A 16,798-nucleotide genomic window follows, 5' to 3' on the forward strand; every position below is an offset into this window, starting at 1 on the left:
AAGAATTTACTTTACCCCCAATTGTAAAAAAAAACGCCATCCTTTCCTATAAATCTACAGAAAGAAAGCGTATTTTTTCATTTTAAGGGGTATTTTATTTTGTTAGCTTGATAGTGATGTGGCGGTATCCCAATTAGGAATGTCGGAAATATGAGACGGAAGCCCCAACAACATATCCTACTAAGCATATAAGTAAGATATCCCCACCGTTACCTAAAAAAACATTAGATTGTATTTTTGAAGGATTCACTAACTCATTAAAATAAGGGATAATATTCATTAATCTAAAGAACGCATATAATATTATAAATTGCCAACTAGTTAGTGTAGCATCTTTTAAAATTATTTTTTGACGCTCATCTTCTTTAGAAAATCCCGTTTCATCACCTGATATTCGTTTAGTAAATGTTATAATCAACGAAACCAAAATCCCTGCAATTATTACAATAATAATATTCATAAAACTATCCTCATTTCCTATAAGTTTTTTGATAAATAAAGAGTGTATCCACTGTAGAGTCTAAAATAAATGCAATACTGAATGCTAATTCTAAACTAGGATCATATTTATTATTTTCAATAGCATTTATTGTTTGTCTACTGACATTACACATTTCTGCCAATTTCCCTTGAGAAATACCTTTATGTTCTCTAAACTTTTTAATTTGGTTATGCATCTCAAATACCTCATCTTTTTTGATGATATGTAAAATATGTTTTACATATCATATGATAAATAAAAAACGGATATGTGTCAAATACTTTTTACATATATCCGTTTTAATATTAGGGGTCACCATACATGGGCATCAGCTTAAGAGATTTTAATACCCTCAAATACTAAAAAACGTTATTCTTTCTAAATAAACTAAAATTAGAAAGGATGATGTTTTCTTATGCATTTTTCGATTCAAGATAAATTACAATCATTTGCGGAAGAATTACAACGATATGTTACACCTGTATTCTTAGAAGAACTTGCAAGAGAAATCGGATTTATAAAACGAAAACGTAAGTTTTCTGGTTCAGACTTAGCTACTATTTGCATTTGGATCAGTCAACGAGTAGCAAGTGATCCCTTGGTTCGATTATGTAGTAGGCTTCATGCAGCGACAGGAACTTTACTCAGCCCCGAGGGCTTAAATAAACGTTTAAATACAAAAGCAGTTTTGTTTTTAAAACATATTTTTTCTTTACTGTTACAACAAAAAATATGTGAACAAACACAAATTCCTAACCAACTTTTCTCTTATTTTGAGCGAATCCGTATCCTAGATGCCACCGTATTTCAAGTGCCAAATGCTTTAGAGAATATATATCCGGGCTCTGGAGGATGCGCCCAAACAGCGGGCATCAAAATTCAATTAGAATATGATTTACATAGCGGGCAATTTCTTAATTTTCAAGTGGGACCAGGCAAAAATAATGACAAAACATTTGGTACGGAGTGCTTAGATACCTTACGACCAGGAGAGTTATGTATTCGCGATTTAGGTTACTTTTCATTGGAGGACTTAGATCAAATGGATCAACGAGGTACATACTATATTTCTCGTTTGAAATTAAACACGAATGTATATGTGAAAAATCCAAACCCAGAATACTTAAAAAACGGTACAATTAAGAAACAATCGGAATACATACAAATTGATGTGAAACAGATTTTGAAACAACTACAGCCTGGAGAAACATTTGAATTAGAAAATGCTTATATTGGTGATAAACAACAACTGTTTGCACGCGTTATTTTTAATCGATTAACAGAAAAACAACTCCAAAAACGACGAGCGAAGATCGCAGAAAAAGAAAAATCTAAAAATAGAACGTACTCAGAGAAAAGTAAAATGATAGCGGGATTAAACGTGTACGTGACGAATACACCTTGGGAATGGGTTCCGATGGAACAGGTACATGAGTTATATACTTTACGTTGGCAAATAGAGATTGTCTTTAAAACGTGGAAATCACTCTTTAAAATAGACCATTATCGTAATGTAAAACAGGAGCGATTAGAGTGCCAACTATATGGAAAGCTAATCGCTATTTTCCTATGTTCCTCTACAATGTTTAAAATGCGCCAACTTCTTTTACAAAAGAAGAAAAAAGAATTAAGTGAATATAAAGCGATAGGGATGATACAAGATCATCTATTTCTCTTATATCAAGCGATACAAAAAGAACCCCAAGAGATAACAAATCTTCTGATTCGCTTGTTCTACCTTCTACAGAAAAATGGGCGGAAATCTCATCGATATGAGAAGAAGACTGTCTTTGATATCATGGGTGTTATCTATGAATATAGTGGATTGAGAAAGCAAAAGAAAGCTGCATAAGTAAAAAAATGAAACCCGTTAGGGTTTATTTCGTATGCTTATTTTTAAAGAAAACACACATTTTAAAAATTTCTTCATTTATGTAAATGTAAGTTTATCTTATTTTTGAGCTTAAGTTGATGGGCATGGACTCACTATATCATTCCGGGAATTTTGTACGTTTAGACACAATTTAGATACATTTGAACAATTTCCTGTACGTTAACTTAAAATGAATAATTACTATTTTTCAGCATATCCTAACTCTTATCCTATAATATAGGTTGGAGAGGACCTTATGCTAAAACATAAATTATCCATAATATTTTGTGGAATTATAATAACATTTTTCTTTATATCGCCATTGAAAGGGAAAGCAACCAATGTGTGTAATGAGAATTTTTATGACTCTTATAATACTTTATTGGCTCCATATGCAAGTCAAGTTATTAGAAAGCAACTTGGAACATATCATCAATATAGTTTAACAGAGACAAAAGTTATAAAAGTTGAGCGATATCCAAAAGGCTCTTTTAATTTTCTTGTGACAGTTGAATATCATACTTATGTAAATGCTCATAATCCTCCCAATTACAAAGTAACAATTACTTTTAAAATTGATTCCAGTGGGGTAAAAGTTAAAGAAGTGAAACAACAGCAAGAATAGAAAAAACAGTAAAGTATAAACTCACCTCTATACATGCTCGGTTAACATAACGTCTCATTATCGGTAGCAAGAAAAAAGACGAATCCCTACTTTCAAAAGGAATTCGTCTTTTCTTTTCTCTATAACCCTATTCATCTTTTTATACATTCCCATCCTCTTGTGGTTTTAGAGTTCTTGTTTGTTACCGGATTAGCAAAAAACCGTATACAATCTTGCATACTCTTAGCGTGGTTATTTTCCAAAATGCTTGCGGTACCCCTAATAGTTAATCTTTTTATTAGCTTTTACTCTTATTGTTTCTACTTCTGAATATGATTTTTCTACAACTCCTACATCTGGAATATTCCCCATTAAAGTGTTTTTAATATCAAAACGCAATATACTAAAAGTATTTTCTTTTAATAACAGCTCTTTATAAATAGAATCATCAACAATTATTAATTTAGATTGTATTTTTTGTCCCTGTCCAACGCCGATTCCTAAATCATCTCCTCCTTTTGTCACAGGAATAATTTGAGTTCCAACCTGTATCTCTTCACTAGAAATATCTTTTCCATATACCACACCTTTTTCTTTTGTGATGGATGGCAAATATTGGATAGGTTCTGTAACACGTGGACGTATTGTTTTTTGTAACATCTGTTCTTTTAGTAGTTTCTCAGCTGTAGTTTTATTCAAAACTCGTACTGATCCAGTATTTTCACAGGATGTTTCATCTTTATGTTTAAATTCAGAACCACACATCTGTTTTTCTTTATATTGCGTAGATGAACTTAATTTAGACTTATATTCTTCTGTTACTTTTTCTACTTGTTGTTGATCCCCAGATACAAGCAGTACATTTGGCAACGCTTGATAGAAACAATACCCTGCTCCTATTATTAATAAAATACTACAAAAAAATAAAAACTTTTTCATCAATCAAAATTCCTCCGTCTTATTAGTGTTTTGCGTCTTTACATGTTTGAGGAAAATATGTGAAGGCGCAAAAAAATAAAAATTATATCGTATATATAATATTTATTTTTTTTAAAGGGTATTTTGAATTATAAATGGCATTTCTTAATAAATACTGATCATCTATCTTAATTTTTTCTTAAGAAAGCCGAAAGTTATTATATAAAGATTCATAAGTTTCCATATCATCAACTCCCATTTATCCCAATAGAGTAAACCCTATTAGGATGTTTCTTTGAATCGTTTCCGTACCCCAAATAGCGTATTTATTCAACAAAAAATTAAATGTAGACTATTGATTATGTGTTTTATTTCTTATTAAACATTACAGTACGTGAAATTATATATTTCCCTTATTAAAAAAAGCCCCCATAGATCTTACACCTATGAGAACTACCTAAGGGTATTTAGACTTTCGACTCCATTTTATACGCTTCATTTAAAGAACTTTGCAACAAAACACTATATTTCCTATCAATATAGTTAATCCAATCAAGCAAACCGAAATAATTTTTTGAAGTATGCATACTCATTTTCTAATTAGATTAATATAAAGGGAATAGAAACGTTATAATATTTTTTAGTTTGGAAGAGCGTAAAATTTTACTTTAAATGTACCGTTAGAAGTATATCCGCTAGGAGGACCTGCGATATACAAATTCTTTCTATCATCTCCTGAAGGAATCGTTAGAATAGAACCATCTCTAACATTTGACCAAATCCCACGGTCTGAACCATTACGTATATCTTTTGCAACACCAAATGACAAAGAGGTAGCACCTGCTCCTTCTAAAACAACTCGTACTTTGGTACCTGCCGCGAGATGTTCAAGTGAAAAATTATTACTTGATCTACTGGTTTGACCAGGCTGTGCCTTATAGAGTGACTCCACTTCTCTTGTTAAAGTGCCAGTTACATTAGACAATTGGAATGTTTGATTATTACCACCATGGAAATTATATACTGTAACATTTGTTCCATTTGCAGTACCATAACCACTTACATCTAACACTTTGTTTTGATCCTTCTTATTCCTTACATAATAATATCCATTTCCTGCTTCTGTTGGTATCCAATATTGCTCTTCCTTATTTTGATTAGACGTAGCAACTACATTATTAGAACCATTAAGATCATTCCAAGCTAATACTAAATTTTGATTTGCTATATTTTTAATTTGGTATGCTGATTTATTTGAATCATATACTAGCTTCCATTTTTGATTATTAGCGTTGCCATTTTGCCACAATTGAACATTTCCATCTGCTTGATTTAAGTCAACGACACTACTATTATTTAAAATAGAAACTATTTGATAAGTACCACCATCTTCCAGTTCCGGTGCATAAGGGTCAAAGTTAATGGGTGGCTTTGCGTTAGCAAGGGCTTTTTCAAATCTTCCATCTTTGATCTCAAGTGTTGCATCTCCAAAGTTCGTAGTCATTAGTTTTTCACGAATATTTAGGCTTGGATAGCCATTCCAACCAACCATTGGTAGTTGGAGCCACTGGTGATAATAGTTTTCTGGCGGCTCGTCATTGCTATTAGCCAGGCGAAAAGCATGTGTCAAGCCGCCGTCCTTATGGTATACAATTTTCGGGTGGTTTCCATCGAATCTAACGTTTGAGCGAGGTTTAGTGTACCAATTACCATGTGCTGAATAAGTTACATATTGAACCTGACTATCTTTAACCCAAACTATTGTGTGTTCCCAGTCATGTCGATGTCCAAGCGCAACAAGGCCCGAAGTTTGTTGATCTTTCTCAAAGTAACTCGCATACATAATGGCAGTCCAACCATTACTTGATTTGGCCCGAGAATAAGTGTTTGAATTTACCAGTCGGTTAACATCTCTACAGACACTTTCCGGGGAACCGACCAAACTTAGGCCAGGGTTAGTCGTGCCATCTGGAGAAATTGCTGCAGTCGCATAACACCCGTCTGTGTCGTAGTCATACTTAGGAGCATAATCTAACTCTATCTTTGACGCATTTTGTGGAAGTGCCTTGATTACATCCCCATATGCTTTTGGGGTAGAAAGAAAACTCTTATCAAATTCTCCACCTAAGTTGAATGCAAATGTACTCAATACTATTAACGCAGTCATTACTATTTTTGATATTAATTTCATGTTCCCCCTCCTAGTTATATAAATAACATACATCGTAAAGGTCAACCTGTGTCTAAACGTAAAAATCCTCAAAATAGCGTGGTGACCTCTAAATATATATCATAAAGTTTATTTTATCCCATTTGCATTTCTTTTTTATTGAGAAATACAATTCAAATCAGTGTTATATTCAGAAATAGATAAAGCACTCTTTCGAAGGCCTTCTATTATTCTAATTTTTATTTAAGAGTTCTCTTTTGCTTATATATAATAAAAAAGAATCCTTATTATAAGGATTCTGCAACATCCCAAACAATACAGTATCCATTACGCGGATTATTTAAGCAAAAAATTAAATGTAGACTATTGTTTAAGTATTTTATTTTTTATTAAACATTACGGTACGTGAAATTGTATATTTCCCTTATTAAAAAAGCCCACATAGATCTTACACCTATGAGAGCTACCTAAGGGTATTTAGATTTAGACTCCATTCTATTGTAACAGGCTTTCACCATACATGAGAAACATAATGAACCAAAAACAGACCATCATAATAAGAAATTCTTTAACCCCTTGCTGAAAGGAAATACGACCTTCTTCCATTCTACATGCCCCTTTTCTCTACAACTTTTTATATGTTAAAATAAGAGGGAAAGAAATGTGCCAATTTCTTTCCTAGACGGTCACTCATGACTTTGCTCTTTGTTTGCTTTTGCAAATGAAGAGCTTTTATTTTGCATACTTATGCTTACTTTCTAACATCGCATAACGTAATAACTTTAACTTTGTCTCTCTTTTCAATGCTTTCCACTCAGATACACCAATTTTCATTTTCCATTCCTCCAATATTTAAATTTGTTATTTATATAGCTTATAAGTTCCAGTTGTAAATCTTTCTAGCTTGTTTATCGCTAAATCCTTCATGGACAGCGAATACTTCTGGAAAATCGGAGAGACACAAATCAATAATTGTATTATCAGTTGTTCTTATATAATAATACTGAACAGCCCCTTCATAATTCGAATATAAATAGTATTTATTAATTTTATAATTTAATCCATTTTTCTCTAATACCTCATAAAGCTTATTTTTAGTTTCATCCATTACGTCAAAAATGGTTAACTGCTCCATTATTAACAGCTCCTCATTGCGTAAATTTACTAAACTAACTCTAAGAACAAGATTGTTTCATTATGCTCATTGGTATGCACATTAAACTGTTTTCCTGTAGCTTCTAATGCACTAAAAAGCATTCTTTTATATCCTTGATCCATAAAATCTACACTTATTTGACCATGATTCATAATAAATTGAAGATCAGCCATCATCTTTTTAACTTTCCGTTCCATATAATAACCTCCTCAATATAGTTATATAACTTATAATTATATTGAGGAGGTTGTAATATGGCTGTTAATAAAGACAAGTACACTCAAATTTTAGTTACTTTTACAAAAGAACAAGTAGAGCAAATAGAAAATTATTGGCATGAAAATAAGCTGAAGAACCGAAACGAAGCAATTCGTCAGATCGTAGACAAAGGGTTAAGTCGTAAATAATGGCTACCCTTTTTATTTTCCCTAAAAAACCTAAAAACGCATTTAAATTCCCTGTCTCCCTTTACATGCGTTTTTATAACAAATACGACTTATTTATATTAACAACACCTTCAAAACCTCATACAAGCAAATCTGAAGGTTCGTTTTTTAGTTAAACTGATTTTTTTCATGTATTCTTTAAATAAATTAAAAAAGAGCCAGATTTTCATCACAGCTCATGAATTAATTGGTTCTGTATGTGTACATGTGGGATATTGGGAACAGCCAAAAAACTTATTTCCTGTTTTATTCGAATTTCGGATGACTAAATCATGTTTACATGTTGGGCATTTCCGTTCTGCAGGTTTTACCCCTTGATACACATCTTCAGCCGAATATTCGGGATTGATTTTATTAATCAATTTCTGAAGTTCTACACGATCTATAAGTTTTACATGGCATGCCTCCGCTAATTCTTTCGCCTGTCTTGTATATACACTGTTTGTTACAACCCAGCCCTCGTGTGCTTTGTAATAGGCTTGTGCTGCATATATCTCTTGTACAGCACTAATGCCGACTCTATTTTTCATCCCGTAGCGTTTCGCCTGGATTACAATACGATTTTTCCCCTTCAATACCAGATCCGCTCCGAAATCATTTGACTGCTTTGTGACTGTTGGAGAATAACCCAACTCTCCAAAGAGAGCTTTTAGGTATACTTCGAATTGATGTCCGTCCATTTTGTCTATATAACGAATACCAGACTTAGCCATTCGCTTTAATATTCTTCGATCCTGGATCTTCCGGTACATGAATTTACAAATACGAAAAAGAACATAAAGGATAAAACCATACATCAAAATTTGTAATATGTTTGGCATTTCTGGTAGATTAGACACTTCGCTCCACCTCTTTAATTGGTTTCATTTTCTTTGGTTGGGCTGTTTCTTTTGTTTGTTGCTCACTCACTTGTTTCTTCCGGACATCGTTCCAATCCTTTTCATTCGTTGGGATGTCCTCTTTAAGATCTACAAAGCATTTCATTGTCTGAATGAAGTCTTTCCCGGCTTTATCATTATCAACTGCCATAATAACCTCTTTAATATCGTGCCCTTCTTTTTTCGCATCCATTAAAGATTGAATTACTGTTTTTGACTTCAATCCATGCATAGAAACTAGGCGAGCGTTTTGTATCTTATTTTGCTTGATACTCCAATGAGATAACATATCAATCGGATCTTCATAAAAATAAATCTTATCCGGTTTACCTACATCAACCGTAAAACCGGCATTGATTTTTTCATAATTCGGGACAATTTGCTTAAAGCTTCCTCTCTTATTCTCCATTTTGACAGTACCTTGACGGTTCATTCCGATGACTTGCCCTTTGCCACCTTCTTCTCTCCATTTGAACACCACGTTATTTTTCTTATCCTGGGCGATGAGATCCTTTTTAATCAGCCAATTCACCAAGCGAGGATCTATTTTCCGTTCATTAATTAGATATTCTTTTATCTCTGTTTGCTTATTTACTTCCAGGTGTTTGGGATAACTAAATGGCTGCTGCTCTTTTTTGCGTTCTTCTTCAGCTTTTGAACGATCAAACTCTTTGTAGTCCCCCTTCTGGATGTCCATCACAGCTTGTGGAAATGTCATGTCATAGTACATCATGGCAAAGCTAATCGCTCCATACCCTTTTTCCCCACGACTATTCCAGGCGTATTGATTGCCTTTAATGATGAGACTGTCATGCTCCGTATGACGATAATAGTTTCCTTCTTTCTTAAATGTTTCTCCTTTTGCTTCCAGATATGAAATCAAGTCTACTTTTCTTGCTTTCATCGCATCCTCCGCACTGACATATGCCATTACGGAATCCCCCCTTTACTCTATAAAATGAAATAAAAAAGAGGACTATTCCGTTTCCTAGTCCTCTTTTGCTACTTATAGTTGATATATTCAATTTTTAATTGCTGTCTTTATAAAAAAATCTTTACTAACAAGACGCTAAATCACCGCATTTTTGAATGAGTATAGATTTTTTTATTTCTTACTATATAATTATCTTTGGCTTCAAATTTAACTTTTCATAGGGTTTTACTATATAGGGAAATGAATTGTTCTATTTAATATCTGTGATTCCCAACCATTGTCTCTATAAAATCATTAATAAAGTTTTTTTGATTTAATTTTAATCCAATGCGAACCCCTGTAGCTTCTGCACCTGGACGGAAATCAGCAATCGTTTGTCCTCTGAAAGATTTTAAATCAACTTCTACTTTACGATACATATATTGAACAAAACTAGGATTAGCTATTGCACTCATTGCAACTACATCATGTAAAGGAGCCCCTTTAATACTTTTATTCAATTTTTTATAGGCACTGTAATAATAATCATAAATTGGTTTTATTAGTGATTTGAATGGACTATTTGTATGTTCCACAATATAATTCACTTCGTTTGGTAGCAATACAGCCGAATTTGTTACATTTAAAGGAATCATTGTTAAATTTTTTGACTGATTAATTACAAACTGTGTTGAGACAGGATCACCATACGCATTGGCTTCCGCTACAGATGTGACATTTCCTGGTTGTAAGAACACTCCGGACATGATATATACTTCCTTTACACTTTGCATTAGTTCTTTCCAAATATTTAATACCATCGCAAGGGAAGTAGATCTTCCTACATCAATAATTGTTAACTCTTCCTTGTACTTTTCAATAATTTTAGGGATTAAGCTAAAATCATGAACAGACATAGTTTTTATACTTTCAGGGGGCCGAATAGGACCAAGCCCTTCTGCGCCATGGATTTCTGGATAATAAGTAGTAAACCCATTGGAAAATGGCAAAGTTGCACCACTTATAACAGGGATATCTTGTCTTCCAGCCAATTGCAAAAGGTATAAGGCATTTCGAGTTGTTTGTTCTTTGGTAACATTACCGTAACTTGTAACAATTCCAACAATTTCAATCTTAGGATTTAGTAGACCATATACGATAGCTAGAGAATCATCAATACCTGGATCGCCAAATAACAATACTTTCTTCAAGGTATATCTCCTTTCTTGCAAAAACTAATTTTATAAGACAAGCTTTATACCATTTATATGTACGAAATTAGTGCATTTATGACGCATGTTTTGAGATATTCCCTCTATAAGTAATTTTCTACTTAACCTCGCATAATACGGCTTGCTCCCTGGATACTTTTGTGAGTTTCTAAATCTAAGTGATTTTAATAATTCAACAGCTACCTTCGACTTTTCAGCAATAAACAATGTTTTCCCCATACGTAATACCTCCTATTAATCTGTAATTTCAGTTTCACGCTTCCATTTCTTATTTCTCCGCTTTTTCACCATTATCTGACCGAATAATAGCAACGTGTTCAAAAAGACAGCTACAAGGAACATACAGCCCGCAAACAGCCATACATTCATGGCATTCTCTCCTTTCGTTCTATAAATAAGAAAGAGGGCTTTTCCTTTTACCCTCTTTCATTTTTAGATATAAAAAAATCACTCTCCGTTATCTCAATTGAGTAACAAAAAATGATTTAATCTGCTTTTCCTGTTATAAAATTTTTCATCGTTCCATTTCCATTGTTTCTCTTTTTCTACCTGATTTCTTTGTAGTTTTCGACTGATCTACATTCCCAGGATCTATTTCCTTATCTTTTTCTTTATCATTCGCTTTTTTTCCATTCAATTGCTGAAAATTTTTATCAAAATCCATTTCTTTTGAAGTTGTAGACTGATTCACTGTTATTCCTTCTTTTCCAAGCTTCTCATCCACCTGATTTTCTAATTTCACTACGTGTTCCTGGCTTACTAGCTCATTATCAATCGAAACATATTTCGTTGTATAATACCGCTCTTCAGCTTTTACACGAGTGACAATGCTATCAATATTATCTGGTGTCTCTTCATATTGTGAACGTCTGTATGCTTCGAATTTTCGGCTTAAATCTTTATCTAATGTAGTTGGCTTCTTTTCTTTTAAAGGCTGAATTTGTTGATCTAGAGAAGCAATAGGTGCATATCCATCTGTCTTCATTTCTTTATATAATTCCACTTCTTTTTCATTAAAAGAGTAATCTTTTTGTGCCTCCGCTTTATCAACTAAGAGTCCATATCGTTCATCTTTTACGATTTCATCTAGACTCATATTTACATCTTTTTCATAAACAACAAATGACAAATTTCCTCTTCCATCAAAGATAGAACTTTGAACCTTTTCATATAAATCTGGTTTCAAAATGTTATTTAAATAGACGTTTTCTCGTTTCCCGTTCTTTTCCATGAGTGAAACATATAAATCGTCCCGATTTGTTTTATCTTGGTTCCATACAGACAAATAATTTATATCTTTCGTAACGGCATCCATCATGTGGATTCTTGCCAGTTCTTCATCTTGCATACCATTTGCTAATACTTCAATTGTAACTAAGTGGTTGGGTGTCTCTTTCGATTTTTCTAATGGATTTTCTTGTACTTTTTCCATCGGTATTTCTTTGTTATTTCTATGGTTCACCACCTCATCTCGTAACGCTTGTTTTACTTCATCCGATAGATACCTTTTCTCGTTTAATACTTGTTCATATGGTGTCTTGTAGTCCCCATCTCCCATATTGAAACGATCCATACTCACAAGCTCTATTCTTCCAAAATTCCTATCGACTTCTTTTGGAATGACAATATGATAACGAGCTTGATCGTAGGGGATGGTTTGACCTCTTTCTTTAGCTTCTTCTCTTGCTTTTTCAATACTTGAAATGACTTCAGCCATTTTTTCATTGGCTTCCCCAAATGGAATCAGTTGATTCGCCTTAAAAGTTTCATTGTCGCTCCATTGAACTAGCATAGTTGGACGATTAATTTCATTTTGATTTATTGCTGCAAACTTTTCTTGATTCGCCTCGTTAAATGCATCAATAAATTCTTTATCACTCAATTTTTCTGCACCTTCTACTGGTTCAAACGCATGATTCCTATCTGCTTGTTCCCTTAACTCTGCAACAGAAACAAGCTCTTGTGTCGTATTACTTAAACTCATGTATTCCACCAATAAAATATTTTTTTCATTCTGTTTTTCATTTACAAAGCTAGGTTGAGCATTTTTTTCTAGTCCAATTGGTGCAAGTATTTTTTCTTCAACCTGCTCATATTCAATCGTTGTATAATACCCATCCTCTTTATCCAAACCTTTAAAACTTGCCTCTTCTGCTACTGTATATCCATGACCCTCTACATGAAAAACTTCTTCATTGTGCTGTAATGGCTTACCTGTTTTTTGGCAATAAATCACTTCTGATTCAGATTTGGGATATAGTCCTTTATATTCAATCTCATTATTCATTACTTCTTTATGTGCTGTTGAAATTCGATGATTAATTACATTCAAAGCCAAACTCACTGAATTTTGAAACCAAAAATCCTTATGATTTTCTTTCACATGCTCATTAACACAATCGACTTTTAAACGCTTTTCACGATCTAATGAAACCTTAGCGATTGGTATATCATTGAAACTATCTTCTAACAAATCAGCTTCATAATATGGCTCTAATGTATCCACAATTTTTTTAAATGTATCTTGTTCTCTGTTTGTACCAAATTCATAAACAATCTGTTCCATCTCCCCTAAATTCAAACGAATATTAGGATTTATTTCTTCTAATACACGATTATCTTCTGAAAGTTGAATTTCATAGTTTTCCCAATGTTTTTCAAAATTTAATCCAAGCCTTTCATTGATAAGTCGCTGCGCATTTTGTTGGATGCCTGTTAAAACTTCGAAATTGTCTCTTACATTTCCATCTTTATTTTCAGACACTTGTTTTGCCATATGATCTGCTCCTTTTTCGTTTGTTTTTTCTTTTTCCAACGAGCTTTCAATTGTTTCAATAAATTCAATTGAAGTTTCATGTACTTTTTTCAACAACTTCGTTTTATCTTTCATTTCTTTTCCTTGTGTCCAGCTCGCTAAATATCCTAACGAATATTCACATGTATCAATCCCAAAATAAGAAGAAACGGCGTAAGCTGTCATTTCTGCTTGAAACTCTTTTTCTGGTGCTGTGTAATTCATACGTGTCTCTGCTGTATGAAGTTTGGCATGTGCCAATTCATGAAGAAGTGTTTTTACATTTTGTAATTCACTATTTCGCGGATTCAAAGCGACCTCTTTTGTTAGGGGGTAACTTACGCCCTTTGCAACGCCCAACTCTGATTTTGGTGCAATAATTTTCACTCCGTTTTTTTCCGCAATGGCTTCCATTCCCTTGTACAAACTCTGGTAATCTGTAACGCTCCCTTCTAGCCAACGATTCGGAAAAATACGAGGAAGATCTTCCGCTTTTGCGTTCGTTTGGGACACATCAAACACATGACCGACAGCAAAATATAAGCGACCTGGTTTCACTTCTACGCTTTTAGATTCAATTTGTTTTTTCTCTTGCTCACTCGCCTTTGTAACGGATTTCCATGTCCCATCTTTGTCTTTAAATTTTGCTACAGTTCGGTTTGGAACAAGAATTTTAATTCCTTTCTCACCCTTCTTAACCGGAAACCCTTTTTCTTTCCAAAAAGAAAAGGAACCAACTGCACTGGCTCCCTGGAATTGACTCTGTATTAATGAAATATTAGATGGTGAATAGTGATAAAACTTTGCCATAAACGTTAAGTACTCTTTTAAATCTCCCGGTGTACGAAAATAACCTTCTACACTTTTTTCCATCTTTTTTGTTAAAGCTTGCACCGCTTCTTTCTTTTCTTCTGGTGATTTTGTTTGATACTTTTTCTTATAACTTTTACTCATGATCTTCTCCTACTCTTTCACTCGCTCTTTGCATTTCCTCCATTTCTTCTTCATTCCATCTCTCAGCTGTATCAAAGAAAAGCTCATGAGTTTTCACATTAACCGGAACTAACATATTTTCCTGATTCATGACATGGACTGCAAGTTCTTCCTCTTGTTCTCGTGTAATTTTGATTGTTAGTTCTTCATCTTTTACAAGTAAAACAAGTTCACCTTCTCCAATCTCTTTAATGACTCCTAATGCGATATCTTCATGAAATAATAACATCCTACTAACCTCCTGTTTTTTTATAAAAAGAAACAATGTAGCTTACGTTACATTGTTCTTTGATGCCTCATGATCTATACGTTTTTGTCTTGCATGACTAATTCGTTCCGCTACGACTTCTTTTGCTATCTTCACACTTCCCATCTCTTGTTTATCAGTCGTAATAAGACTATCTACACCCTCTAAAAAGAAATAGCCATTTAATAACTCAATTAAAATTTGCGTATTTCTATCCGCACTATTTGCACCAAGACGAATTTTTGTTAGTTCACTTTTTAATACATCATGTAAGTTTTTTGATACCACTTCCGTTACATAATTTAACGACCATTCTGTATTTTTTGCCGCTTCGTGCTCCTTGCAAATTCGTCCCATTGCTTCGCCTGTATATCGAATTCCGTGTTCTTCCATATAATCATTTATATAATCTTCTGTCGCTTGATCCATCGTTACCTGTCTTCTAATTGTACTCATTTAATAACCCCTTTCATTTTGATACGCATTCTCTTTTTGCATACGCTCATAATACTTTTGATTCTTCCAGCTTTCATATTCACTTTTAAAAGCATTTTCCACTTTCCTCATAGAATATTGAATAGATACATTCTGCTGAAATTTTCGAAATGACTTTGATTTTTTCATGTGATGGATTCTTTTTTGTTCTTTATCATATGCCTTCATTTCTTGTAAAAAAGCGTTCCCCATTCTTTTATATAGGTCATTGATTTTATTCGTCTTGTAATTTTCATATTGCTTCTTATCATACTTTCCTTCCCCATATGCTTCTTTAAAAACTTGCACTTCTTTATCTAACTTTTGGAGAAACTGATTGTAATCTTTTTTATGATGATGTAGAATATACCGACTGCTTAATTCATCAATTTGCGGCTTTAATGGTTGAATCGTATTGTAGCTATATTGCCACTGTCTTTTATCACTTGGTAACTGTTTATAGATTTGTAAAAACAATGGTTTCAAATGTTGATTACGCCAATCAAAAACGGAATCTTCTTTTTTCCTTCCCACCATATTGTTTCGAATCAGATCATTAATTTGTTTTTGTTCCTGCTTACGATCTAACAAATTATTTACGACTTTACCCTTCATCGCATCTAATGTTTTTGGTTTTCTTTTACCACGTTCTCTTGTTGGAAATGGTTCAACAGTTGCAACATGAATATGAATATTATCCGTATTAAAGTGAATGGCTGCCGACCAGATAGAGCTTTTTTCCAACCCCTCTCTTTTTTGCATTTCCTTCATCGCAAGCCGTGTTACATCCATTAACTTTTTTTCATCCAATGTTTTTGTTTTCTCATCATAAATTCCTTGTTTCTCTAACCAGGGATTATGAAAAGAAATGACATCTTGCCACATGATACTTCCATTCTCATGAGCGGTTTTAAACATTTCCTTTAAGGACTTTTTTTCACTTTCTGTTAAACGATTTGCATGTTCCGTAAATAGTGCCGATGTCTTTTCTGAATCCCCCATGTAGTCTTGATACGTTTCGAACATTTTCGGATTCAGCTTCACTTCACTTTTCGCTTCCTCCCGATCTACATAATCAATATAGTTCTGAAACGCATCGGAACTTGGTAACACAAATTTCGTTTTTAAAACAACACCCGGTGTGACGGAAGACTGAACAGGAACCGCATTACTCATTTTCAACATCCTGCATCATCATTTGAATAAACTCATTCATTTTTTCCATTGCGCTATAACAATCACTCATCATATGGATGTTCTTTTTAATGAGATTTTCCAATTCCATTTCCCTTTTATTTTGTTGCTGAAAAAATGCCAGCATTTCAATTTGAGCTTTCAAAAATTTTTGCCGGGATATTCCTTTCCTCTTTGCCATTTCATCTATTTTCTTTAAGGCAACTGGATCTATATCTCTTATTTTTAGATTCACAATTTCCGCTCCTTTCCGCAATTCTGGGTAGAGATCAAAAAATAGTGAGAAGAGCATAAGGGGTTTCTGCCCCCACCGAGGGTGTGGGGCTAGGCGGAGCCTAGCGAAACGATGGGGGCAAGAAAATCCTCTAGGTGAGTACTCACTGACGATACAAAAACCAACAGATGAGCACTCAGTGAGTACTCAA

At 33.6% G+C, this 16,798-nt stretch carries 18 protein-coding genes and 1 pseudogene; 3 read left to right on the top strand and 16 right to left on the bottom strand.

From position 1 onward, the window contains the following. Positions 1-133 precede the first annotated feature (133 nt). Together M1D73_RS28960 and M1D73_RS28965 are read right to left on the bottom strand one after the other, a co-directional pair. Positions 134-460, bottom strand: coding sequence for a hypothetical protein (locus M1D73_RS28960; RefSeq protein ID WP_001021365.1), 327 nt, complete (start codon positions 458-460; stop codon positions 134-136). A gap of 10 nt (positions 461-470) precedes the next feature. Continuing rightward, a complete protein-coding gene (locus tag M1D73_RS28965; RefSeq protein WP_000551853.1) occupies positions 471-677 on the bottom strand; it encodes a helix-turn-helix transcriptional regulator in 207 nt (68 codons plus the stop codon). 219 nt (positions 678-896) lie between these two features. On the opposite strand from M1D73_RS28965, the gene M1D73_RS28970 reads away from it, so the two are divergent. Both M1D73_RS28970 and M1D73_RS28975 read left to right on the top strand, forming a co-directional pair. Beyond that, entirely contained in the window at positions 897-2,333 is a 1,437-nt protein-coding gene (locus tag M1D73_RS28970; RefSeq protein ID WP_098212985.1) for an IS4 family transposase, read from the top strand. 277 nt (positions 2,334-2,610) lie between these two features. Beyond that, complete coding sequence (locus M1D73_RS28975) at positions 2,611-2,979, top strand: DUF3888 domain-containing protein (protein ID WP_098212984.1); 369 nt, start codon at positions 2,611-2,613, stop codon at positions 2,977-2,979. Positions 2,980-3,237: 258 nt separating this feature from the next. Here M1D73_RS28975 and M1D73_RS28980 read toward each other — a convergent pair whose 3' ends face one another. The 4 genes from M1D73_RS28980 to M1D73_RS28995 all read right to left on the bottom strand — a co-directional run bounded on the left by M1D73_RS28980 (position 3,238) and on the right by M1D73_RS28995 (position 7,399). Then, positions 3,238-3,897 (bottom strand): lipoprotein BA_5634 family protein, encoded by a 660-nt coding sequence (locus M1D73_RS28980; protein WP_098212983.1) that lies wholly within the window; start codon positions 3,895-3,897, stop codon positions 3,238-3,240. A 619-nt stretch (positions 3,898-4,516) separates the two neighbouring features. After that, a complete protein-coding gene (locus M1D73_RS28985; protein WP_139020213.1) occupies positions 4,517-6,067 on the bottom strand; it encodes an NPP1 family protein in 1,551 nt (516 codons plus the stop codon). 853 nt (positions 6,068-6,920) lie between these two features. After that, complete coding sequence (locus tag M1D73_RS28990; protein WP_139020214.1) at positions 6,921-7,181, bottom strand: cupredoxin domain-containing protein; 261 nt, start codon at positions 7,179-7,181, stop codon at positions 6,921-6,923. Positions 7,182-7,210: 29 nt separating this feature from the next. Then, positions 7,211-7,399, bottom strand: a complete 189-nt coding sequence (locus M1D73_RS28995) for a hypothetical protein (protein ID WP_017674542.1) — start codon at positions 7,397-7,399, stop codon at positions 7,211-7,213. Positions 7,400-7,456: 57 nt separating this feature from the next. On the opposite strand from M1D73_RS28995, the gene M1D73_RS29000 reads away from it, so the two are divergent. Beyond that, on the top strand, positions 7,457-7,609 hold the full coding sequence (locus M1D73_RS29000; protein ID WP_000290205.1) for a ribbon-helix-helix domain-containing protein: 153 nt from the start codon (positions 7,457-7,459) through the stop codon (positions 7,607-7,609). A 215-nt stretch (positions 7,610-7,824) separates the two neighbouring features. Here M1D73_RS29000 and M1D73_RS29005 read toward each other — a convergent pair whose 3' ends face one another. The 10 genes and pseudogenes from M1D73_RS29005 to M1D73_RS29050 all read right to left on the bottom strand — a co-directional run bounded on the left by M1D73_RS29005 (position 7,825) and on the right by M1D73_RS29050 (position 16,608). Further along, positions 7,825-8,487, bottom strand: a complete 663-nt coding sequence (locus M1D73_RS29005; RefSeq protein ID WP_139020215.1) for a restriction endonuclease — start codon at positions 8,485-8,487, stop codon at positions 7,825-7,827. Continuing rightward, positions 8,480-9,457: a DUF3991 and TOPRIM domain-containing protein gene (locus M1D73_RS29010; protein ID WP_139020216.1), complete on the bottom strand. Its 978-nt coding sequence runs from the start codon at positions 9,455-9,457 to the stop codon at positions 8,480-8,482. Before M1D73_RS29010 ends, M1D73_RS29005 begins: the two co-directional genes overlap by 8 nt. 257 nt (positions 9,458-9,714) lie before the next feature. Next, a complete protein-coding gene (locus M1D73_RS29015) occupies positions 9,715-10,650 on the bottom strand; it encodes a nucleoside hydrolase (RefSeq protein WP_139020217.1) in 936 nt (311 codons plus the stop codon). Positions 10,651-10,782: 132 nt separating this feature from the next. Next, positions 10,783-10,890 (bottom strand): annotated as a pseudogene (locus M1D73_RS29020) (DNA topoisomerase I); the annotation flags it as partial. Positions 10,891-10,905: 15 nt separating this feature from the next. Next, a complete protein-coding gene (locus M1D73_RS29025; protein WP_255255092.1) occupies positions 10,906-11,040 on the bottom strand; it encodes a hypothetical protein in 135 nt (44 codons plus the stop codon). Between the two features lie 145 nt (positions 11,041-11,185). After that, the gene (locus tag M1D73_RS29030) at positions 11,186-14,419 is read right to left on the bottom strand and encodes an LPD25 domain-containing protein (RefSeq protein ID WP_481158045.1); all 3,234 of its coding nucleotides are present in this window, start codon (positions 14,417-14,419) and stop codon (positions 11,186-11,188) included. Then, positions 14,412-14,687 (bottom strand): hypothetical protein, encoded by a 276-nt coding sequence (locus M1D73_RS29035; protein WP_087966574.1) that lies wholly within the window; start codon positions 14,685-14,687, stop codon positions 14,412-14,414. Before M1D73_RS29035 ends, M1D73_RS29030 begins: the two co-directional genes overlap by 8 nt. 42 nt (positions 14,688-14,729) lie before the next feature. Further along, positions 14,730-15,161, bottom strand: a complete 432-nt coding sequence (locus tag M1D73_RS29040; protein ID WP_017674549.1) for a hypothetical protein — start codon at positions 15,159-15,161, stop codon at positions 14,730-14,732. After that, a complete protein-coding gene (mobP2, locus tag M1D73_RS29045; protein WP_098212976.1) occupies positions 15,162-16,355 on the bottom strand; it encodes a MobP2 family relaxase in 1,194 nt (397 codons plus the stop codon). Further along, positions 16,348-16,608, bottom strand: coding sequence for a hypothetical protein (locus tag M1D73_RS29050; RefSeq protein ID WP_098212996.1), 261 nt, complete (start codon positions 16,606-16,608; stop codon positions 16,348-16,350). Before M1D73_RS29050 ends, mobP2 begins: the two co-directional genes overlap by 8 nt. Positions 16,609-16,798 lie beyond the last annotated feature (190 nt).

This window comes from Bacillus sp. PK3-067 (assembly GCF_056738645.1).

Coding starts and splice junctions, on each gene's coding strand:
- M1D73_RS28960 (WP_001021365.1), bottom strand. CDS start 460: ATGAATATTATTATTGTAATAATTGCAGGGATTTTGGTTTCGTTGATT.
- M1D73_RS28965 (WP_000551853.1), bottom strand. CDS start 677: ATGCATAACCAAATTAAAAAGTTTAGAGAACATAAAGGTATTTCTCAA.
- M1D73_RS28970 (WP_098212985.1), top strand. CDS start 897: ATGCATTTTTCGATTCAAGATAAATTACAATCATTTGCGGAAGAATTA.
- M1D73_RS28975 (WP_098212984.1), top strand. CDS start 2,611: ATGCTAAAACATAAATTATCCATAATATTTTGTGGAATTATAATAACA.
- M1D73_RS28980 (WP_098212983.1), bottom strand. CDS start 3,897: ATGAAAAAGTTTTTATTTTTTTGTAGTATTTTATTAATAATAGGAGCA.
- M1D73_RS28985 (WP_139020213.1), bottom strand. CDS start 6,067: ATGAAATTAATATCAAAAATAGTAATGACTGCGTTAATAGTATTGAGT.
- M1D73_RS28990 (WP_139020214.1), bottom strand. CDS start 7,181: ATGGAGCAGTTAACCATTTTTGACGTAATGGATGAAACTAAAAATAAG.
- M1D73_RS28995 (WP_017674542.1), bottom strand. CDS start 7,399: ATGGAACGGAAAGTTAAAAAGATGATGGCTGATCTTCAATTTATTATG.
- M1D73_RS29000 (WP_000290205.1), top strand. CDS start 7,457: ATGGCTGTTAATAAAGACAAGTACACTCAAATTTTAGTTACTTTTACA.
- M1D73_RS29010 (WP_139020216.1), bottom strand. CDS start 9,457: ATGGCATATGTCAGTGCGGAGGATGCGATGAAAGCAAGAAAAGTAGAC.
- M1D73_RS29025 (WP_255255092.1), bottom strand. CDS start 11,040: ATGAATGTATGGCTGTTTGCGGGCTGTATGTTCCTTGTAGCTGTCTTT.
- M1D73_RS29030 (WP_481158045.1), bottom strand. CDS start 14,419: ATGAGTAAAAGTTATAAGAAAAAGTATCAAACAAAATCACCAGAAGAA.
- M1D73_RS29035 (WP_087966574.1), bottom strand. CDS start 14,687: ATGTTATTATTTCATGAAGATATCGCATTAGGAGTCATTAAAGAGATT.
- M1D73_RS29040 (WP_017674549.1), bottom strand. CDS start 15,161: ATGAGTACAATTAGAAGACAGGTAACGATGGATCAAGCGACAGAAGAT.
- mobP2 (WP_098212976.1), bottom strand. CDS start 16,355: ATGAGTAATGCGGTTCCTGTTCAGTCTTCCGTCACACCGGGTGTTGTT.